At 68.7% G+C, this 21,074-nt stretch carries 17 protein-coding genes; 11 read left to right on the top strand and 6 right to left on the bottom strand.

The window, feature by feature from the left end:
• Positions 1–27: 27 nt before the first annotated feature.
• Together T9R20_RS03905 and T9R20_RS03900 are read left to right on the top strand one after the other, a co-directional pair.
• Positions 28–1,005, top strand: coding sequence for an ATP-binding cassette domain-containing protein (locus tag T9R20_RS03905; protein ID WP_322411238.1), 978 nt, complete (start codon positions 28–30; stop codon positions 1,003–1,005).
• Positions 1,002–1,871, top strand: coding sequence for an ABC transporter permease (locus T9R20_RS03900; protein ID WP_322411237.1), 870 nt, complete (start codon positions 1,002–1,004; stop codon positions 1,869–1,871). Before T9R20_RS03905 ends, T9R20_RS03900 begins: the two co-directional genes overlap by 4 nt.
• A 16-nt stretch (positions 1,872–1,887) precedes the next feature.
• On the opposite strand, the gene T9R20_RS03895 is transcribed toward T9R20_RS03900, so the two are convergent.
• Entirely contained in the window at positions 1,888–2,892 is a 1,005-nt protein-coding gene (locus tag T9R20_RS03895) for a LacI family DNA-binding transcriptional regulator (RefSeq protein ID WP_322411236.1), read from the bottom strand.
• Between the two features lie 150 nt (positions 2,893–3,042).
• Here T9R20_RS03895 and T9R20_RS03890 point away from each other — a divergent pair, with 150 nt between their 5' ends.
• The 9 genes from T9R20_RS03890 (at position 3,043) to T9R20_RS03850 (ending at position 14,790) form a co-directional block, all read left to right on the top strand.
• Complete coding sequence (locus T9R20_RS03890) at positions 3,043–4,590, top strand: ABC transporter substrate-binding protein (protein WP_322411235.1); 1,548 nt, start codon at positions 3,043–3,045, stop codon at positions 4,588–4,590.
• A 76-nt stretch (positions 4,591–4,666) separates the two neighbouring features.
• Positions 4,667–5,608 carry an ABC transporter permease gene (locus T9R20_RS03885; RefSeq protein ID WP_322411234.1) on the top strand — a complete coding sequence of 314 codons (942 nt, stop codon included), beginning with the start codon at positions 4,667–4,669 and terminating at the stop codon, positions 5,606–5,608.
• Complete coding sequence (locus T9R20_RS03880) at positions 5,605–7,488, top strand: dipeptide/oligopeptide/nickel ABC transporter permease/ATP-binding protein (protein ID WP_322411233.1); 1,884 nt, start codon at positions 5,605–5,607, stop codon at positions 7,486–7,488. The genes T9R20_RS03885 and T9R20_RS03880 overlap by 4 nt, the downstream gene beginning before the upstream one ends.
• Complete coding sequence (locus T9R20_RS03875; protein WP_322411232.1) at positions 7,488–8,324, top strand: ATP-binding cassette domain-containing protein; 837 nt, start codon at positions 7,488–7,490, stop codon at positions 8,322–8,324. The genes T9R20_RS03880 and T9R20_RS03875 overlap by 1 nt, the downstream gene beginning before the upstream one ends.
• 23 nt (positions 8,325–8,347) lie before the next feature.
• Entirely contained in the window at positions 8,348–10,129 is a 1,782-nt protein-coding gene (gene uidA, locus T9R20_RS03870; protein WP_322411231.1) for a beta-glucuronidase, read from the top strand.
• 30 nt (positions 10,130–10,159) lie between these two features.
• Positions 10,160–11,563: a glucuronate isomerase gene (gene uxaC, locus T9R20_RS03865; protein ID WP_322411230.1), complete on the top strand. Its 1,404-nt coding sequence runs from the start codon at positions 10,160–10,162 to the stop codon at positions 11,561–11,563.
• The gene (locus tag T9R20_RS03860; RefSeq protein WP_322411229.1) at positions 11,560–13,035 is read left to right on the top strand and encodes a mannitol dehydrogenase family protein; all 1,476 of its coding nucleotides are present in this window, start codon (positions 11,560–11,562) and stop codon (positions 13,033–13,035) included. Before uxaC ends, T9R20_RS03860 begins: the two co-directional genes overlap by 4 nt.
• Positions 13,022–14,260, top strand: a complete 1,239-nt coding sequence (gene manD, locus T9R20_RS03855; protein WP_322411228.1) for a D-mannonate dehydratase ManD — start codon at positions 13,022–13,024, stop codon at positions 14,258–14,260. Before T9R20_RS03860 ends, manD begins: the two co-directional genes overlap by 14 nt.
• Positions 14,257–14,790 (top strand): gluconokinase, encoded by a 534-nt coding sequence (locus T9R20_RS03850; RefSeq protein WP_322411227.1) that lies wholly within the window; start codon positions 14,257–14,259, stop codon positions 14,788–14,790. The genes manD and T9R20_RS03850 overlap by 4 nt, the downstream gene beginning before the upstream one ends.
• Positions 14,791–14,820: 30 nt before the next feature.
• Here T9R20_RS03850 and T9R20_RS03845 read toward each other — a convergent pair whose 3' ends face one another.
• The 5 genes from T9R20_RS03845 to T9R20_RS03825 form a co-directional block, all read right to left on the bottom strand.
• Positions 14,821–15,924, bottom strand: coding sequence for a zinc-binding dehydrogenase (locus tag T9R20_RS03845; protein WP_322411226.1), 1,104 nt, complete (start codon positions 15,922–15,924; stop codon positions 14,821–14,823).
• Positions 15,925–15,937: 13 nt separating this feature from the next.
• A complete protein-coding gene (locus tag T9R20_RS03840; protein WP_322411225.1) occupies positions 15,938–16,825 on the bottom strand; it encodes an isocitrate lyase/PEP mutase family protein in 888 nt (295 codons plus the stop codon).
• Positions 16,815–18,287 carry a 3-isopropylmalate dehydratase large subunit gene (gene leuC / locus T9R20_RS03835; RefSeq protein ID WP_322411224.1) on the bottom strand — a complete coding sequence of 491 codons (1,473 nt, stop codon included), beginning with the start codon at positions 18,285–18,287 and terminating at the stop codon, positions 16,815–16,817. Before leuC ends, T9R20_RS03840 begins: the two co-directional genes overlap by 11 nt.
• A complete protein-coding gene (locus tag T9R20_RS03830) occupies positions 18,284–19,807 on the bottom strand; it encodes a sugar ABC transporter ATP-binding protein (RefSeq protein ID WP_322411223.1) in 1,524 nt (507 codons plus the stop codon). Before T9R20_RS03830 ends, leuC begins: the two co-directional genes overlap by 4 nt.
• 67 nt (positions 19,808–19,874) lie before the next feature.
• Positions 19,875–21,047 carry a sugar ABC transporter substrate-binding protein gene (locus T9R20_RS03825; RefSeq protein WP_322411222.1) on the bottom strand — a complete coding sequence of 391 codons (1,173 nt, stop codon included), beginning with the start codon at positions 21,045–21,047 and terminating at the stop codon, positions 19,875–19,877.
• Positions 21,048–21,074 lie beyond the last annotated feature (27 nt).

Genomic DNA, 21,074 nt, shown 5'->3' with positions numbered 1-21,074 from the left:
TCACACGGGGGGAGTAGCATCCCGCCCATGGCATTCATCGAGGCCAGAGACCTCGTCAAGACCTATCAGCCGAAGGGCGCACCCGAGGTGCGCGCGCTCGACGGCCTCACCCTGCAGGTTCCCGAGGGAACGGTCACCGCCCTCCTCGGCCCGAACGGCGCGGGGAAGACCACCACTGTGAAGGTGCTGACCACCCTCATCCGCCCCGACTCGGGTCAGGCGAGCATCAACGGCGTCGACGTTCTCGCCGACCCGCAGGCGATCCGGAGGATGAGTGGCGCGAGCGGGCAGTATGCGGCGGTCGACGAGAACCTCACCGGGTTCGAGAACCTCCTGATGGTGGGCCTGCTCTACCACCTCGGGAGGCGCCGCGCGACGCAACGCGCCCGCGAGCTCATCGAGGTGTTCGACCTCGTCGAGGCCCAGAACCGCCCCGTGAAGGGGTTCTCGGGGGGCATGCGGCGCCGCATCGACCTCGCCGGGGCGCTGGTGATCAACCCGCCCGTCCTGTTCCTCGACGAGCCGACGACGGGGCTCGACCCGCGCAGCAGGCTGGCGCTCTGGGATGTCATCGAGTCGCTCGTCGCGGGCGGGACGACACTCCTGCTCACGACCCAGTACCTCGAGGAGGCCGATCGTCTGGCCGACTCGATCTCGATCATCGACACGGGCAAAGTGATCGCCGAAGGCACCGCCGACGAGCTCAAGGCTTCGGTGGGGGGTCAGCGCGTCGCGGTGACGCTCGTCGACGACGGCGATACCGAGGTGGTGACCGACATCCTCCGCCGCCGCGGCACCGGGGCGGTCGTCGCCGACGGCGAGCGAACCCTGGTCGCCCCGGTCGCCGACGGGGCGGGCGCGCTGAGCGCCGTGATGGCAGACGTGGCGGCGGCAGGTGTCGCACTCCACGACGCCGGCATGCGCCGGCCGACCCTCGACGACGTCTTCCTGCAGCTCACCGGCCATGCCGCCGAGAGCGCGACCGATGAGGAGGCCGCGGCATGAGCACGACGGCACGCACGAGCGGCGGATCGACCGCCGCCCTTTCCACGACCCTCGAGGCCGAGCCGGGCACACCTCTCAGCCGCTTCCTGTCGGATGGTTATGTCGCGACGTGGCGGAACATCAAGAAGATCGTCCGCGTCCCCGACATCCTGGTGTTCACCCTGATCCAGCCGATCATGTTCGTGCTGCTGTTCACCTTCGTGTTCGGGTCGTCGATCGCGGTGCCGGGTGAGAACTACACCTCGTTCCTCATGGCGGGGATCTTCGCCCAGACGATCGTGTTCGGCTCGACGTATTCGGGCTCGGCGATGGCGCAGGATCTCAAGGACGGCATCATCGACCGGTTCCGCACGCTGCCGATGAACGGGTCGGCGGTGCTGGTCGGCCGCACCGTCGGCGATCTCGTCATCAACGTGCTCTCGCTCGTGGTGATGATGGGGACCGGATTCATCGTGGGCTGGCGGGTGGAGTCGTCGGTCCTGAGCTTCCTCGCCGGCGTCGGGCTGCTGATGCTCTTCTCGTACGCCTTCTCGTGGGTGATGGCCTTCCTCGGCCTCGTGGTGCGAAGCCCCGAGGTGATCAACAATGCCTCGTTCCTCATCCTCTTCCCCCTGACGTTCATCTCCAATGCCTTCGTGCCGAGCGAGAACCTGCCCGGCCCGCTCCGGGTCTTCGCGGGGTGGAACCCCGTGTCGGCGCTGGTGCAGGCGGCGCGGGTGCTCTTCGGCAACGTGCCGGCCGACGCACCGGTCGCCGACGCGTGGCCCCTGCAGTATCCCGTCGTCTACGTCCTCGTGTTCGCCGTCGTGATGCTCGTCGTCTTCGTGCCGCTGTCGATCCGCCGATTCGCGACCCTCAGTCGGTGAGGCGCGGCGCATCGTTTCACCCGCCCGCGCGCTGACGCGCGGCGGGATGGGAGGGAGCCGGCCCGGTCGACTCGCGGACGAGCAGGTGCGTGGGGATGAGAGTGGTCCCGTTGCGTGGTGCTTCGCCGTTGAGCGTCGAGATCAGCCGGCTGGCTGCGAGGCGTCCCGCTTGCTCGGTGTCACCGGCGATGGTCGTGAGGGGTGGCGCACTGAAGTCGGCTCCGAAGATGTCGTCGCAGCCGACGACGCTGATGTCCTCGGGCACGCGGATGCCCCGCTGTCGCAGTCGCTGCAGGATGCCGATGGCCAGAAGGTCGTTGAAGGCCACGCACGCGGTGGCCTCGGTGAGCACCAGGGCATCGGCCGCGGCTGCACCGCCTGCTCGAGTCGGCGCGTAGGGTCCGACGAGCACGGGACGAAGCTCCTGCGCGAGCACCTGCTCCTCGAACTCCTTCCACCGCCACCTGTTCTGCCATGAACCCGGAGGACCCGCGATGAAGGCGATGGTGCGGTGCCCCAGGGCCTTGAGGTGGTCGATCGCCTGGATGAGTCCGGTACGGATATCGATCAGGACGCTCGGGATGTCCTCGTGCTGGCGATTGATGACCGTGAGCGGGAGCCGCGCCGTCGCCTCCCGCAGAGCGGGTGCATCCAGCCGGGTCGCCGAGAGGATCACCCCGTCGACGAGGCCCGCCAGCTGCGCGAGGGTGTCGGCTTCCGTCGTGCCGGACTCGCTGGTGTCGATCAGCAACTGCAGGAACCCCGCCGTGCGCAACTGCTCCTGCGTCGAACGGATGATGTCGAAGTAGAAGGGGTTCGTCACGTCCGGCACGAGGAGCGCGACGAGTCCCTTGCGCTCGACGGCCCGCGGTGCCGTCGGCGCGTACCCGAGTTCGCGTGCCGCGTCGAGGATCCGCTGTCGAGTCTGCTCATTGATGCGCCCTGGGTCATTCAGCGCGCGCGACACGGTGGAGGCGGCGACACCGGCGCGCTGGGCGACATCCCTGGCGGTGACCCTCATGTCGACTCCCGTCATCAGTGCGCTCGATACCGCGGACCAGGACAGTCTATGGCAACGTTTGGCAATTCGTTGACGGAATGTTCCAGGAACGTTTCCATGGAACTGCTGGCAACACAGCTTCTGCTCTTCCAACGAGGCAATGAGGGAACGATGAAATCAACGACGAAACTAATCGGCGCACTGGCCGCGGGAGCCCTTCTCCTCTCCGGCTGCAGCGCGGGCGGCTCCGACGCGGGGGCCGGAACCAGCGACGGGGGTGACGACGCCACGCGCGGCGGCACCCTGACCCTCGGTCAGCTGGGCGACGTCGTCTCCTGGGATCCGTCGCAGGCGCACGTCGGTCACCAGTTCGTGCCGTATCAGCTGGTGTACGACACCCTCGTCCTGCGCGAACCCGACGGGGAGCTCAGCCCGATGCTCGCGACCGAGTGGAGTTACAACGACGACCGCACGGTGCTCACGCTCGAGTTGCGCGATGACGTCGAATTCTCCGATGGCGAGCCCTTCGACGCCGAAGCCGTGGTGGCGAACTTCGAGCACTTCAAGGCGGGCAACGGTCGCCAGGCCGTGCAGCTGACCCAGTACGAATCGGCGACGGCCGTCGATGAAGACACCGTCGAGATCACCCTCGCCCAGCCCGACCCCGCCTTCGAGTTCTACCTCAGCCAGGCGGCCGGACTGATGGCGAGCCCCGCGGCGATCGAGGCCGGAACGCTCGAAACCGATCCCGTCGGCACGGGTCCTTACCTTTACGACGCCGACAGCTCGGTCCGCGACTCGCAGTCCGTCTTCACCGCGAAGGAGGACTACTGGAACCCGGACCTCCAGAAGTTCGACACCGTCGAACTCCGCATCCTCGAAGACCTCTCCGCACGGGCGAACGCGATCGTCTCCGGCCAGGTCGACTGGACGACACTCGACGCGCGGACGGCCGATCAGGCGGAAGGGGCGGGGATGGAGATCATCCCCGACTACCAGGTGGACTGGACGGGAGTGACCTTCTTCGATCGTGACGGCACCATCAACCCCGCCCTCGCCGACGCCCGCGTGCGGCAGGCCATCAACTACGCCGTCGACCGTGAGACCCTCCTCGAGCAGCTGCAGCTCGGACGGGGCACCGCGACAAGTCAGGTGTTCGGTCCGGAGAGCGGCGCGTTCGTCGAAGACCTCGAGGATTACTACACCTACGACCCCGACATGGCGCGGGAACTCCTCGCGGACGCGGGCTACGAGGATGGACTGGAAATCACCCTGCCCGTCATCGACGGCTTCGCCACGCAGATCACGGCGATCGCCCAACAGCTGAGCGAAGTGGGCATCACGGTCAACCAGGTCAGCGCCGTTCCCGCGGATTACGTCGCAGACGCCGTGCAGGGGAAGTTCGAAGCCTTCAACTTCAACCTGTTCCAGGGCGAGGCGTGGGTCGCGGTCAACCAGATCATCGCCCCGACAGCGACCTACAACCCCTTCCAGACGACGGCTCCGGAGCTGGAGGAGCTGATCGCAGTCGTGCAGGAGGGCGGCGAGGACAGCGAGGCTGCGGCACAGGACATCAACCGATACGTCACGGAGAACGCCTGGTTCCTGCCCCTCTACCGCATCGATCAGATCAGCGTCTACGACCCCGAGGCCATCACGGTCGAGGCGCAGATCCAGTCCGCGATGCCGTCGATCTACAACTTCGCTCCGGCGGAGTAGAAGACCGCACGCCGATCAGGCGGGGGTGGCGAGCACGCGCGGTGCGACCACCCCCGCCCTCAACCGGAGACTTCTCATGCTCACTTTCACGTTGCGGCGGATCGCATCCGGAGTCGGGCTCCTCATCGTCATCTCGGCGCTGGCGTACACCCTGCTCTTCTTCTCGAGCTCGAGCATCGCCCGCAACATCCTGGGGGATCAGGCGACTCCCGAGCAGATCGCCCTCAAAGAGGCTGAACTGGGCCTGGACCAGCCGCTCCTCGTCCGCTACCTCGGCTGGGTCGGCTCGGCGCTGCAGGGAGACCTGGGCCGCTCCTGGTTCAACGGCGAGCCGGTGACCGAGACGATCCAGAGTCGACTTCCCGTCACCCTCGTCCTCATGATCGTCTCGATCGTCCTGGTCGCCGTCATCGCGGCGGTGCTCGGGGTCCTCGCCGCGGTGCGCCGCGGCTGGGTGGATCAGACCGTTCAGGTCGGCGCCGTCATCGGCGACGCCATTCCCGGCTTCGTGCTCGCCATCTTCCTCGTCACCATCTTCGCGGTGAACCTCGGCTGGTTCCCCGCCGTGGCGACGATCCGTCCGGGAGCCGGGGCAGAGGCGTGGATCGTGTCGCTCACGCTTCCGGTCATCGCCATCGTGGTCAACTACGTGACCTCGAGTGCTCAGCAGATCCGAAGCGCAGTGATCAAAGAGCTCGAGAAGGACTACGTGCGCACCCTCCGCAGCCGCGGCCTGAGCGAGCGCGAGATCGTGCTCAGGAACGTCCTCCGAAGTGCGGCGCCGGCGGGCCTGACCGTCCTCAGCCTGCAGTTCATCGGACTGCTCGGCGGCGTGATCATCCTGGAACAGGTGTTCGCGATCCCCGGAATCGGGGCGCTCGCGGTCAACGCAACGGTTCTCAGCGACATCCCGCTCGTCATGGGCGTGGTGATCATCACGGTCGTGATCGTGATGATCGTCAACCTGCTCGTGGACATCGCGCAAGGCGCCCTCAACCCGAAGGTTCGGCTCTCATGACCAGCGTCATCAAGACCCCGTCCGTAACCACGCGGCCCCGGCGGGGCACATTCCGCCGGATGCTCCGCAACCCCCTGGGCGTCGTCTCGCTCGCCCTGCTCACGATCATCGTCCTCGCGGCCGTGTTCGCGCCGTTGATCGCACCGTTCGACCCCACTTTCGCCGATGTCGGCAACACCCTGGCCGATCCCGGCGGGCAGACCCTGCTCGGAACGGACAGCGCCGGCCGCGACGTGTTCTCGCGACTGATCTACGGGACCCGGCTGACACTGCTGTCCGCCCTGCTGTGCGCGGTCGTCGCCATCGCGATCGGGTTGCCCGCAGGACTCATCGCGGGCTTCTACGGCGGAGCGTTCGACAGCACGTCCAACTGGTTCTCGAACATGCTCATGGCCCTCCCCGCCATCGTGATCCTGCTCTCGGTGCGCGCTGCGCTGGGTCCGTCGGCGTGGTACGCGATGATCGCCTTCGGCATCCTGATCAGCCCCTCCTACTACCGCCTCACCCGCACCGCCGTGCAGTCGGTCCGCAATGAGCTGTACGTGGATGCGGCGCGCGTCGTCGGTCTGAGCGATGCGCGCATCATCTCGCGGCACGTGCTCTCCGTGGTACGGGCGCCCCTGATCATCCAGACCGCACTCATCTGCGGTGTCGCGATCGCCGTGCAGAGCGGTCTGCAGTTCCTCGGCCTCGGCGATCCCACCGAGGTGTCCTGGGGCGCGATGCTCAACGACGGCTTCAGCAACATCTACATCCAACCGACGCTGATGCTCTGGCCGGCGCTGGCGATCGGCATCACCATCGGCACTCTCGTCCTCCTCGGCAATGCGATCCGCGATGCCCTCGAAGACCGCCGCACGCTCACCGCGCCACGCCGTCCGCGGCCCACCAGCCCTGATCTCCCGGTACGGGCGCCCGCCGTGATCGACGATGCCGACGCGATCCTCCAGGTCGCCGACCTCAGCGTCGGCTACCCCAATGCCGATGGAGAGTACAGCAGGGTCGTCCGCGACGTCTCGCTCACCATCCGCCCCGGCGAGGTGCTGGGCCTGGTCGGGGAGTCGGGATCGGGGAAGTCGCAGACCGCGTTCTCGATCCTCGGTCTGCTGCCGCGCAACGCCCGCATCCTGTCGGGATCGATCCGGTTCGAGGAATCCGTCCTCGTCCGCGACGGCGAGGTCGACACGAAAGCGGTCCTCGGCATCCGCGGGCGCCGCATCGCGTACATCCCTCAAGAACCGATGTCGAACCTCGACCCGGCGTTCACCATCGGGCACCAGCTGACCCGTCCCATGGTGAAGCTGCTCGGGATCTCGAAGAAGGAGGCGGCCGAACGCGCGCGCAGCCTGCTGCAGAAGGTGGGCATCGACGATCCCGACCGCGTCATGAAGGGATACGCGCACGAGATCTCGGGCGGGATGGCACAGCGGGTCTTGATCGCGGGGGCTCTCACCTGCGAACCCGACCTCATCATCGCCGATGAGCCGACCACGGCGCTGGACGTGACGGTGCAGGCCGAGGTGCTCGATGTGATCCGGAAGATGCAGCGTGAACTGGGCGTCGCCGTGCTTCTCGTCACTCACAACATCGGGGTCATCGCCGACATCGCCGACCGCGTCGCAGTGATGCGCGAAGGCGAGATCGTCGAGACCGGGCGGGTCGAGGAGATCCTCGAGAACCCCGCGCATCCCTACACCCAGACGCTCATGGCGAGCATGCTCGTCGGCAAGCCACCGCTGACGCCCCTCGGACTCTGCGGGACGACGACAGCGGGCGTAGACCGCAGTCGAGAGGACGCAGACGAGCTCGCACTCGATCAGGCCGATATGCAGCAACCGCTGTCGTCGGCAGCCGAGACCATCCTCCGAGAGGACATCTGATGAGCGATCTGCTGGACGTCCGCGATCTGGTCGTGGAGTACAAGCCGAAGAAGTTCCGCGCCAATCCCCATCGCGCCCTCCACGGCGTCTCGTTGCACGTGGCCGAGGGCCGCACTCTCGGGCTGGTCGGCGAATCCGGTTCGGGCAAGACGACGATCGGTCGAGCGATCCTGGGCCTCGCACCCATCGCCTCCGGCACGATCTCCTTCGACGGCAAGGACATCACGCGGATCGATCGGCGCGAACGTCGCGCGTTCAGCGGCGACCTCCAGGTGATCTTCCAAGACCCCTACACCTCACTCAATCCGGCGATGGTGGTCGGCGACATCCTCGCCGAGCCCCTCGGCGTCCGAGGAATCTCCCGCGACGCAGCACGTCAACGTGTGGTGGCGCTGCTCGATCGGGTCGGACTGCCCTCCAACGCGATCGACCGCCAGCCGTACGAGTTCTCGGGCGGTCAGCGCCAGCGCATCGCGATCGCCCGCGCGCTGGCCCTCGACCCGAAGCTGATCGTGTGCGACGAACCCGTCAGCGCCCTCGACCTGACCACGCAGGCCCGCGTCCTGGACCTGCTGCTCGAGATCCAGAAGGACACGGGCGTGGCCTACCTGTTCATCTCCCACGATCTGGACGTCGTCCACCACGTCAGTCATGACGTCGCCGTGCTGTACAAGGGCGAGATCGTCGAGAACGGACCCGCGGCCGAGGTCACCAGGACGCCGGTGCACCCCTACACCCGACAGCTGCTGCTGGCCTCGCCCGTTCCCAACCCCGCCGAGCAGCGAGCCCGCCGCGAGCAGCGCCTGGCTCTCAAAGCATCGCTCGACGCGGCCTGATCCGCACTCCAGAAAGAGAAACCGTGCTCAAGCCCCTTTCGACCATCACCCGCGAACAGATCGTCCTGGACGGACTGTGGTTGTTCGCCCTCGACGACGACGACGCACGGCCCGAGCCGTGGACGACCACGCTCGACACTCCTCTCGAGGCGCCGGTGCCCGCCAGTTACAACGACGTCTTCGCAGACCAGGAGATCCACGATCATGTGGGGTGGGTCTGGTACCAGCGCACCGTCCGCGTCCCCCGGGGGTGGAGCGGTGAGCGGGTCATCCTGCGCGTCGACGCAGCGACGCACGAAGGGGTCGTGTACGTCGGCGACGAGCGCGTCGCGCATCATGTCGGCGGGTACACGCCCTTCGAAGCGGACATCACCGACGTCGCCCCCGCGGGCGAAGAGGTGCGGATCACGATCGGGGTCAACAACGAACTGACCAACGAGACGATCCCGCCCGGGACCATCGAGGTCTCCGAGACGGGACGCCGCAAGCAGCGCTACCGCCACGACTTCTACAACTACGCCGGCCTGGCCCGCTCGGTCCGGCTCTACGCGGTTCCTGAGATCCGGGTCACCGACCTGACGGTGGTGACGGATGTCGCGGGCGACACCGGCATCGTCGAGTACGACGTCACCATCGCCGGTCCCGAAGACGTCGAGATTCGCGTCGACCTGCTCGACGGCGACGGGCGCACGGTGGCGACCGCTGTCGGAGCGCGCGGCCGTCTGGACGTCGCCGAAGCACGGCTGTGGCAACCCGGCGAGGGGTATCTGCACACGCTGATCGTCGACGTCGTCGACGGCGAGGCGCTGCGCGACCGCTACGAGCTGCCGGTGGGCATCCGATCGGTGCGGGTCGACGGCGCGCGTTTCCTCATCAACGGGACGCCGTTCCACTTCCGCGGGTTCGGCAAGCACGAGGACAGCGCGATCCGCGGGCGCGGCTTCGACAACGCGATCATGGTGCACGATTTCGCACTGATGGACTGGATGGGTGCGAACTCCTTCCGCACGTCGCACTACCCCTACGCCGAGGAGTTCCTCGACTACGCCGACCGGCACGGCATCGTCGTGATCGACGAGACCGCCGCCGTCGGCCTGAACCTTGGCCTGGGCGGTGGATTCCACGGCGCGGTGACGCAGGCGTCCTTCTCCCCCACGATGTTCAACGACCGCACCCGTGAAGCGCATGCCCGCGGCATCCGCGAATTGATCGCCCGCGACAAGAATCACCCCTCGGTGGTCATGTGGTCGATCGCGAACGAGCCGGAGTCGGTCGAGGAGGGGGCACGGTCGTATTTCGAGCCGCTGGTCTCCCTGGCGCGCGAACTCGACCCGTCACGGCCGCTCACCTACGCCAACGAGTACCGGGGGCAGTTCCACAATGACCGCCTCGCCGACCTCTTCGACGTCATCTGCCTCAACCGCTACTACGGCTGGTACAACGAGACGGCCGACCTCGAGCTCGCCGCGAAGCGGCTGGAGACCGAGCTGCGCGGATGGGAGTCGACGTTCGGCAAGCCCATCATCATCACCGAGTACGGTGCCGACACCCTCGCCGGCCTGCACGCTGTCGGTGTCCAGGCGTGGAGCGAGGAATTCCAGGTCGCGCTCCTGCGCACCTATCACGAGGTCTTCGACCGCGTCGACGCTGTGATCGGCGAGCACGTGTGGAACTTCGCCGACTTCCAGACCTCCCAGGGCGTGATCCGCGTCGACGGGAACAAGAAGGGCGTCTTCACACGCGACCGCCGGCCCAAGGCCGCCGCACACGAGCTGCGGACGCGCTGGCTGTCCGCAGCCGACTGACGCCACAGACCGACATCGCAAGGACTCACCGTGACCACCACCTCCGTCACCTCCCGGCGGTTGCTCCCCGCCGATCCGGCCACCCGCCGGATCGCCGAGAGGCTGTATCAGCTGATCGCTGATCTCCCGATCCTGTCGCCGCACGGCCATGTCGACCCCGGCATCCTCGCGACGGATCGCCCGTTCCGGGATCCGGCGACGCTGCTCATCCGCGATGACCACTACGTCACCCGGCTGCTCCACGCCGACGGTGTGGACCTCGCCTCGCTCGCGATCGGGCAGGGCGAGATCTCCGAGTCCGAGGCGCGGCGGATCTGGCGGATCTTCTGCGACCGCTGGCACCTGTTCGCCGGAACGGCCTCGGGATACTGGTTGCGCAGCACCCTGCAGGACGTCTTCGGAGTCGAGCAGCTGCCGGGTGACGCTGACCCCGACGCGCTCTTCGACGCCCTCAGCGAATCCCTTGCCGCAGCGGACATGCGTCCCCGCGCTCTCCTCGAGCGCTTCGACATCGAGGTCCTCGCGACCACCGACGACCCGCTGGACACACTCGAGCCGCATCGGATCCTGGCGGCTGATCCGGGTGTGCGCACGGTGGTCAGGCCCACCTTCCGCCCCGACGCCTACCTCGACCCGACCGCCGCGGGGTGGGGCGACCGCGTCGAGCGACTCATCGATTCGGTCGATCAGAACGGGTACGAGGGCTATCTCGAGGGTCTTCGCGCGAGCCGCCGTCGGTTCATCGAGCACGGCGCGACCTCGGCCGACTTCGGCGTCTTCACCGCAGACACGGCCGAGATCGACCCGTCGTCCGCTGCCGCACTGTTCGACCGGGCGCGCCGGGGCGAGCTGTCGGCCACCGAGGCGCGGGCGTTTCGGGCTCACATGCTGTTCGAATCCGCGCGAATGTCGACCGAAGACGGCCTCGTGATGACCATCCACGCCGGCGTCTTCCGCAATCACCACACGCCCACGTTCACCGGCTACGGGCCGGATCGAGGTCACGACATCCCGGTGGCGACCACCTTCGTCGAGCCCCTCCGGCCGCTTCTGCAGAGGTTCGGCACCGCCCGCGGCTTCCACCTCATCCTGTTCACGGTGGACGAGACCACGTTCTCCCGAGAGCTCGCTCCCCTCGCCGGCTTCTATCCGTCGGTGTTCATCGGGGCGCCCTGGTGGTTCCTGGACGCACCCGACAGCGCCGCTCGGTTCCGGGCGGCGACGGTCGAGACCGCCGGATTCTACCGCGGCTCGGGGTTCATCGACGACACGCGGGCGTTCCTGTCCATCCCCGCGCGTCACGACATGGCTCGGCGCACCGACGCCGGCTACCTCGCCCGACTGGTGGTCGAAGAGCGTCTCAGCATCGGAGAGGCGGAGCGGATCGCGGTCGACCTCCACAGTGCGATTCCGCGGCGGGCGTTCAAACTATGACCGCCGCCCCGCCCTCGCGGACGAACGATGCGGTCGCCCTGAGCGCGACCCTCGCGCAGATCGCCGGTGAGAGCCCCGCCCGCCCGCCGGTGCGCCTTCTGCACCTCGGGCTCGGAGCGTTCCACCGCTCGCACCAGCTGTGGCACACCGCGATCTCGGATCCGGAGAACGAGTGGGGCTACGCCTCGTTCACCGGACGCAGTCCCGCGGCCGCGGACGCGCTCGCCGCGCAGAGCGGGTTGTACACCGTCCTGGTGCGCTCGTCCGAAGAAGACGACGCCGTCGTCATCCGTCATCTCGTCGCTCCGAGCGACGGCGCGGATCTCGCCAGGCTGCGGGCGCTCGCCGCCGATCCGGCCGTGGCGATCATCACCCTCACGGTCACGGAGGCGGGCTACCGCCTGGATCCCTCCGGCCGGGTCGACCTAAACGATCCTGCGACCGCCGCCGACATCGCCGCACTCCGCCAGTGGCGGACGGGTCAGGGGCACCCCCCGTTGACGACCGCCCTGGGTCGTGTCGTCCTGGCGCTGGAGGCGCGAATGGCCGCCGGGGTGGGAGCGATGACGGTGCTGCCGTGCGACAACATGCCCGCCAACGGGCGTGTCGTCGAACGCGCCGTGGCCGAGATCTCCGGGGCCGTGTCAGAAGAACTGCGTCAGTGGATCGAAGACACCGTCGCCTTCGCCTCGTCGGTCGTGGACCGCATCACCCCGGCCACCACGCAGGACGACATCGCCGGGCTTCGCGACCGCTCCGGCATCGTCGACCGCGGCGCCGTGGTCACCGAGCCCTTCTCGGAGTGGATCATCTCGGGGGATTTCCCCGCGGGTCGTCCCCTCTGGGAACGCTCGGGCGTGCGGTTCGTCGACGACATCGCACCGTTCGAGCGGCGCAAGCTGTGGATGCTCAACGGTGCACACACCCTGCTCGCCGTCTGCGGGCGTCGGCGCGGTCACACCACGGTCGCCGAGGCGATCGCCGACCCCGAGATCGCCGCGGACCTGCATCGGTGGTGGGACACCGTCGCCGATGTGCTGCCCGCGCCCGGTCTTCAGCTTCCGGCGTATCGCGCGTCGCTCGAGGACCGCTTCGCCAACTCCCGCATCGTGCACCTCCTCGATCAGATCGCCGCCGAGACCACGAGCAAACTTCGCTTCCGGGTCGTGCCGGTTCTCCGCGCCGAGCGCGGTCGAGGGCTGATGCCGCAGGCGTGCGTGTCGGTTCTGGCGGCGTGGATCGCCGATCTGCGTGCCGGAAGACGTGACCCCGACGCCGCCCGCACGGCCATCGACGCCGTGCTGGAGGGCTCGACCGACACCGCAGAGGTGACGGCGGGCCTTCTGGAACTGCTCGACCCGAGACTGCGCGCCGACACCGAGCTGATCACGGCCGTCGCCGCGACATCCGACCACCCCTCCTCTCCCCTCCCCTCCTCAGAATCGGAAGGACGCACCCGTGCTGATCGATAAGGCAGACGTCATCGTCACCAGCCCCGACCGCAACTTCGTCACGCTGAAGCTCACCACCGCTGACGGGCTGACCGGTCTCGGCGACGCGACCCTGAACGGTCGGGAACTCGCCGTGGTCGCCTACCTCAGGGAGCACGTCGTCCCGCTGCTGATCGGCGCCGACGCCTCGAGGATCGAAGACACCTGGCAGTTCCTCTACCGGTCGGCCTACTGGCGTCGCGGCCCGGTGACCATGGCGGCGATCGCCGCCGTCGACATGGCGCTGTGGGACATCAAGGGCAAGGCGGCCGGGATGCCGGTCTATCAGCTCCTGGGAGGAGCGAGCCGCAAGGGGCTCATGGCCTACGGGCATGCCTCGGGCAAGGAGCTGCCCGAGCTGTTCGACTCCATCCGCGCGCACCAGGAGCAGGGCTACAAGGCGATCCGCGTGCAGACGGGTGTTCCGACGCTCAAAGCCATCTACGGCATCGCCGCGCAGGGCGCCGACGTCGGTGACGCTTCGGTGCGGTACGACCACGAACCGGCCCGGCGCGGCGCCAAGCCCGTCGAGGAGGACTGGGACACCCGGGCGTACCTCAACCACCTGCCCGGCGTGTTCGAGGCGGTCCGCAACGAGTTCGGCCCCGACATCCCGCTGCTGCACGACGGCCACCACCGGATGACGCCCATCCAGGCAGCCCGCCTGGGCAAGGACCTCGAGCCGTACGACCTCTTCTGGCTGGAGGACTGCACACCCGCCGAGAACCAGGAGGCGCTCCGCCTGGTGCGCCAGCACACCACCACGCCGCTGGCGATCGGCGAGATCTTCAACACGATCTGGGATTTCAAAGACATCATCCGCGACCAGCTCATCGACTACGTCCGGGGTGCCGTCACGCACATGGGCGGCATCACCGCGCTGAAGAAGACCCTCGACTACGCCGCGATGTACCAGATCAAGTCCGGCATGCACGGACCCACCGACATCTCGCCGGTGGGCATGGCCGCCGCAATGCACCTGGGGCTCGCGATCCACAACTTCGGCATCCAGGAGTACATGCGCCACGGCGCGAAGACCGATCAGGTGTTCGAGCAGTCGTTCACCTGGACGGACGGGTACCTCCACCCCGGCGATCGACCCGGACTCGGCGTCGAACTCAACGTCGACGAAGCGGGCAAGTACCCTTACGAGCAGGCATATCTGCCCTACAACCGACTGCTCGATGGGACGGTGCACGACTGGTGAGCGACGTCCTGCGTTCTCCCGTGGTGGTGATGGGCGTCTCCGGCGCCGGGAAGACCACGGTCGGGATCGCCCTCGCCGCCGCGCTCGGCGCGCCGTTCGTCGACGCCGACGACCTGCACTCCGACGAAGCGCGCGAGAAGATGGCCCGCGGTGAGCCGCTCACCGACGACGACCGCTGGCCGTGGCTCGCGCGCGTCGCCGCGCGACTCGCCGACGTCGACCAGGAGGCGACCGTCATCGCCTGCTCGGCCCTGAAGCGCGCCTACCGCGACGCGCTCCGGGCCGAACGACCCGACATCGCCTTCATCCACCTCACCGGAACCCGCGGCCGGGTGGCGGAGCGCCTCCGCCACCGGGCCGGCCACTTCATGCCGCCGGCGCTCCTGGAGTCGCAGCTCCAGACGCTCGAGCCCCTCCAGGCCGACGAACTCGGAGCCGCCGTGTCGGTCGAGGGCGATCCGGAACACGTCACTCGCGACGCGATCGACGCGCTTCGGCGGCTGTCGGTGGTGGAGGCGTCGACCAGCTGACCCGCCGACGGGCGGAGAGCCGGGCGCGGGTCAGAACCGGATGATCTGACGCACGGCCCGGCCCGCCGCGAGCTCGTCCATCGCATCGTTGATCTCGTCAAAGGCGATGTGCCGGCTGACGAGCTTCTCGACGGGGAGGCGTCCCTCTCGCCAGAGCGCGAGGAATCGGGGGATGTCGCGCCGGGGAACCGATCCGCCGAGATAGCTGCCGATGACGGAGCGACCTTCGGCGACGAGCGACAGCGGTGAGAGGGTCGCCAGATCGTCGGGAGCGGGCAGGCCGACAGTGACGGTCCGGCCGCCGGGGGCGGTCAGCGCGATCGCCTGCTCGAAGGCGACCGCTCGCCCGACGGCCTCCACGACCACGTCGGCCGTGATACCCGCCTCTGCGGCCTCGTCGGGCGTCAGCGCCTCGTGGGCTCCGAGGTCCATCGCCGCCTCGAGCTTGGCGGGATGAAGATCCACGGCCGTGACGCGCGTCGCACCGAGGGCCAGCCCCGCCAGGAGCGCCGCAAGCCCCACGCCGCCGAGGCCGACGACGAGGAGGCTCTCCCCCGGAGCGAGGCCGGCGGAGTTGAGGACGGCACCCCCGCCGGTGAGCACCGCGCATCCCATCAGAGCGGCGACATCGGGCGGCACGTCGTCGTCGACCACCACGACGGAGCGCTCGTCGACCACCGCGTGGTCGGCGAAGGCCGAGACGCCGAGGTGGTGGGCGACGGACGCGCCGCCCTCGCGCAACCGGGATCCGCCGCCCATCAGCACGCCGGAACCGTTCGCCGCGCTGCCGACGACGCAGGGCGCGCGCCCGCCGGTGCGGCACGCCGCGCAGCTTCCGCAGCGCGGGAGGAAGGTCATGACCACACGTGTTCCGACGGCGATCGACGTCTGCGCTCCGACGGCCTCGACGATCCCGGCCGCCTCGTGCCCGAGCAGCATCGGGACGGGTCTCGGGCGCACGCCGGACACCACGGACAGGTCGGAGTGGCAGACGCCGGCCGCTTCGATGCGGACGAGCAGTTCACCGGGACCGGGGTCATCGAGGCTGAGCGAACCGATGCGCAGCGGGAGGGAGGAGGCGTAGGGCGCGGGATCGCCGATCCGATCGAGGATCGCGCCGGAGATGGTGAGCATGGCCGCGGTCTTCTCAGGCAGACGGCACCGGGGTGGCGGCGAATCGGGCATCCACCTCGAGGTAGTCATCGAGACGGACGATCTCGTTGAGGCCGTCGAGCCCGTGCATCCGTTCTCGCCAGGCCACCGAGGTTCCCGACGCCTTCAGCTCGGCGAGGAACTCTCCCATCGTCCGCGCCGCGACGCGGAGCGCCGAGGTGGGGTACATCACGAACCCGTAGCCGAGCTCGGCGAGATCCTCCAGGGGAACGGTGGGAGTCAGCCCACCCTCGCTGATGTTGGCCACCAGGAGCCCGCCCACTTCCTCGGAGATGCGCCGGAGGTCGTCCTTCGACGGGGGCGCGTCGACGAACACCAGATCGGCGCCGACGGCCGCGAACGCCTGGGCGCGGGCGATCGCCTCGTCGATGCCGAGCGGCGCGAGCGCGTCGGTGCGCGCGATGATCATCGTCTCGGGATCGCGGCGGGCCTCCACGGCGGCGGCGACCTTGCGCACCGCGTCGTCGCGGGCGATCACGGTCTTCCCCTCCATGTGGCCGCACTTCTTCGGCCACTCCTGGTCTTCGATCTGGATCGCGGCGGCACCGATCGCCTCGAGCTCCCGCACGTTCGCGGTCACCGCGATCACATCGCCGTACCCGGTGTCGGCATCGCACACGATGGGGATGTCGACCACGCGGGCCACGGCGCGCAGTGCCTGGGCGGTGTCGCTCATTCCCAGAAGCCCGATGTCGGGCAGGCCGTGCCGCCACGCCGCGACGGCATAGCCGGAGAGGTAGAAGGCGTCGAATCCCGCCTGCTCGGTCAGCAGCGCTTCGAGGGGCGTGCCCCCACCCGCAGCGAAGAGCGGGGCCCCCTGGAGTGCGGCGAAGCGCGCGCGGAGCGTGGTGTCAGCGGTCATCGGTGGAGAGTCCTTCGTGTGAGGCGCCGGCGGTGCCGGCGACGGCGGATGCGGCACGGGTCGACGGTGCGACCAGGTCCGCGGGCGAGGAGAGCGTGCCGCGCACCGCCGTCGCGGCGGCGACGGCGGGCGAAACGAGATGGGTTCGGGCGCCCGCGCCCTGACGGCCTTCGAAGTTGCGATTCGACGTCGACGCCGTGCGCACGCCCGGGGCGACGGAGTCCTCGTTCAAGCCCAGGCACATCGAGCACCCGGCCATCCGCCACTCACCGCCCGCCTCCCGGAATACGGCATCGAGCCCCTCCTCCTCGGCCTGCGCCTTGACGCGCATCGATCCTGGGACGACGAGGAGGGTGATGTCGGGCGCGATCGCACGCCCGCGCAGCACATCAGCCGCGGCACGGAGGTCTTCGATGCGGGCGTTGGTGCAGGAGCCGATGAAGACGGTGTCCACACGGATGTCCCGCATCCTCGTCCCGGGTTCGAGCGCCATGTACTCGAGCGCCTTGCGGGCGCCCGCGACGGCGACGTCGTCGGCGGCCTCTTCCGGAGCGGGGACCGAGCCGGACAGCGGAACCCCCTGCCCGGGGTTGGTGCCCCAGGTGACCCACGGGGAGACGTCGGCGGCGTCGATGACGATCTCGGCGTCGAAGACCGCCCAGGGGTCGCTGCGCAGGCTCATCCAGTGATCGACCGCGGCGTCCCAGGCCGGCCCCGCCGGGGCGTACTCCCGCCCTCGCACGTAGTCGAGGGTCTTCTCGTCGGGGGCGACCAGACCCGCGCGGGCACCCCACTCGATGGACATGTTGCACAGCGTCATCCGCGCTTCGATCGAGAGCGCCTCGATCGCGCTCCCCCGATATTCGACGATGTGACCCTGTCCTCCGCCGGTGCCGACCCGTGAGATGAGATGCAGGGCCAGGTCTTTCGCGGTGACCCCGTCGGCGAGTTCGCCCGTCACGGTCACCGCCATCGTGCGGGGCTTCGCCTGCGAGAGCGTCTGAGTCGCCAGCACGTGCTCGACCTCGCTGGTGCCGATCCCGAAGGCGAGGGCACCGAGGGCGCCGTGCGTGGAGGTGTGACTGTCACCGCAGACGATGGTCATGCCGGGCTGGGTCAGCCCCGTCTCGGGGCCGATCACGTGCACGATCCCCTGGCCGGGCTCGCCGAGACGGCGCAGTTCGATGCCGAACTCTCGGCAGTTCCGGCGGAGGGCCTCCACCTGGGCGCGCCCGATCGGATCGCGCATGATGAGGCCGTCGGTGGGCACGTTGTGGTCTTCGACCGCGATGGTGAGGTCGGGGCGGTGCACGCCTCGCCCTGCGAGACGGAGCCCGTCGAACGCCTGCGGGCTGGAGACTTCGTGGAGGAAGTGCAGGTCGATGTAGAGCAGGTCGGGCTTGCCCTCCCTCGCGATGGCATGGGCGCTCCAGATCTTGTCGATCATCGTCCGGGCAATCATCCGTGCACCGCCACGGCCAGCTCGTGCGCGCTCAGGTCGTCGCGCTCGATCGTGCGGATGATGCGCCCGCGACGCATCACGTGCACGCGCGTGCAGAGGGCCGCGAGGTCCTCGTATTCGACACTCGAGATCACCAGAGTCGCCCCCTGGCGTGCGAGTTCGGTGAGGTGGCGGAACACCTCGCGCTTGGCGCCCACGTCCACCCCCTGGGTCGGTTCGTGGAGGAAGAACACGCGCGGGGCGGAGATCACCCACTTCGCCAGGAGCGCCTTCTGCTGGTTGCCTCCCGACAGCGAGCTCAACGCATGTTGCGGGTCGGGGAGGGCGATGTGGAATCGCTCGATCTGCGCTGCCACGACATCGCGCTCCTCGCGACGCGAGATCACGCCCCGTCGGACGACGCTTCCCAGGGTGGCGACGGTGATGTTGTCGGAAACCGAGAGGTCTTGGGCGCCGCTGGCCGACTTGCGGTCGGCCGGCAGAAGTGCGACACCGGCTCGGATCGCGGCCCCCGGCTCGAGACGACCGACATCCATCACCTGATCGCCCACGCGCAACGACCCCGAGGTCGCCGGTCGACACCCCGACAGCAGGTAGGGGATCTCCTCGTAGCCACTGCCGGGCAGACCGATGAGACCGATGATCTCGCCCGCGCGGGCGTCGAAGTCGACGCTCTCGACGAGGCCGCCGGCGAGTCCGGTCACCTCGATGCTGCACTCGGCGGGTGACAGGGCGTATTCGGGGTACAGATCCTCGGGCGCGCGGCCGAGCATGAGCGTCACGAGGTCGCGCTCGGTACGGCCGGCGGTCGGCTCATCGGCGACGAGGCGGCCGCCCCGCAGCACGAAGGCGCGGGTGCAGTATCGCAGCACCTCGTCGAGCCGGTGGGAGACGAACAACACGCTGACGCCTTCCGCTGCGAGCTGCGCGACGGCCTGGAACAACCGCTCGACACCGGTCACGGGCAGGTAGGCCGTCGGTTCGTCGAGGACGAGGAGGCGCGCGGAGAGGTGCGAGGCGCGATCGATCTCGGCGAGCCCCCGCGCGATGGCCACCAGCGCACGGTCGGTGACGCTGAGCTCACCCACGCGCACGTTCGGATCGACGTCGAGTCCCACTCGGCGCAGCAATCCGCGCACCGTCTCGGCCTCCTGTCTCCACCTGATCCGACCGAGGAACCCGGTGGAGAAGCCGCCGATGCGCAGGTTCTCGACGATCGTCATGGTCTCCACGAGCGCGAGGTCCTGATGGATGAAGCCCATGCCGGTCTTCTCGGGGCCGTCCTGCAACGCGTCGCTGACGTCCACTCCGCCCATGCAGACGGTTCCCCCGCGATCGCCCTCGTGGAATCCCGACAGGATCTTGATGAAGGTCGACTTCCCGCTGCCGTTCTCGCCGATCAGCGCGGCGACCTCTCCGGGGGCGACGGACAGGGTCACGTCTGTGAGCACGCGTGTCGTTCCGAATGTCTTCGACACATTCGCGACGGACAGCGCCGGCGCGGCATCCTGGGTCGTCATCGTTCTCCTTGTCTGGCGAACCGGTCGGGACGCGGGGGGCGCGGGATGACCGCGCCCCCCGCCGGGATCACTTACCCCACAGAGCCAGGAACTCGTCCCGGTAGCCGTCGTAGCCGTACCAGTCGAGCTCTTCGCCCACGATCAGCTCCTCCGCGTTGTCGCGGTCGAAGATGCGCAGGCCGACGTTGTAGTTCTCGATTGGCTCCTCGTCCTGAAGGACGCGGAAGATCTGATCGGCCATGGCGTAGGCCCACCACTCGTTCTGCCCGCCGATGTCGAGACCGAGGCCGCTGGTCGGGTCCATGAGGCTCTCCACGATGCCGGGGGTGGCGTTGAACGCACCCATGGTCACGCGGTCTCCGGCCCCCGCGGCGCGGATGGCGCCGAGGCCCGAGAGCCCCTGGCCGTCGTAGAGCGGCAGGAAGTAGGTGCGCTCCGGGTCGGTGTTGATCGTGCTCTGCACGAGCGTCGGCACCGAGGTCTCCCACTGCGGGATCTGGATGTCCTCGACCTTGACGTCGCACTGGGGGCACAGCTCGGCGACCCGGTCGAGGGTGGCCTGAACCTGCGGCTGAGACGCGGGGACGTCGTCGGATGAGATGACCGTGGCCTTGCCCGCGCCCTCGGAATCGACGATGAACCAGTCGGCGATGAGCTCGCCGATCTTGACGTAGTCGAACGAGACCTCGGCGTCCTGGCCCTCCGACACATCACCCGGGACACCGGTGTTGCCGGTGATGACCTTTATCCCCTGCGCCTGGGCGTCGGCGATCTGCGTGGCGAACAGCTCCGGCGAGAGTGCCTGGAGCACGATCAGATCAGCCCCGCTGGCGATGGCCTGCTGGAACCCGCGGTTCGCCTCGTCGACGGAACCCTTCGCGTCGACCTCCTCCAGGATCACGCCGGCCTGTTCGTCGAGGATCGCCTTGACGGTGTCGGTCCAGTACTTCAGGACGGGGATGCCGCTGGAGACGTTGATGTAGGTGACGCGCTTGCCCTCGAGGCCCGTCAGATCGACGGGAACGTCGGGGCCCTGCCAGGTGGGGGGCTCGTAGTAGATGTCCAGCTGGGCCTGGGCGGTTTCGATCCCGGCGGTGTCGACGGCGGCGCCGGAGTCGGCGGGGGCGCCGGAGTCGGCCGGGGCCGCTCCGCCGGCGTCGGTGGAGCACGCGGCCAATCCTGCGATGAGGACCAGCGCCGCGGCGATGCCCGCGACGCGTCCGGGTGTGCGAATGGTCATGGAATTGCCTCTCGGTGGGTGGGGCTC

This window comes from Microbacterium invictum (assembly GCF_034421375.1).
GTDB classification, from domain to species: Bacteria; Actinomycetota; Actinomycetes; order Actinomycetales; family Microbacteriaceae; genus Microbacterium; species Microbacterium invictum_A.
Note: the sequence above shows the minus strand (reverse complement) of the source record. Positions and strands in the feature narration are given on the sequence as shown.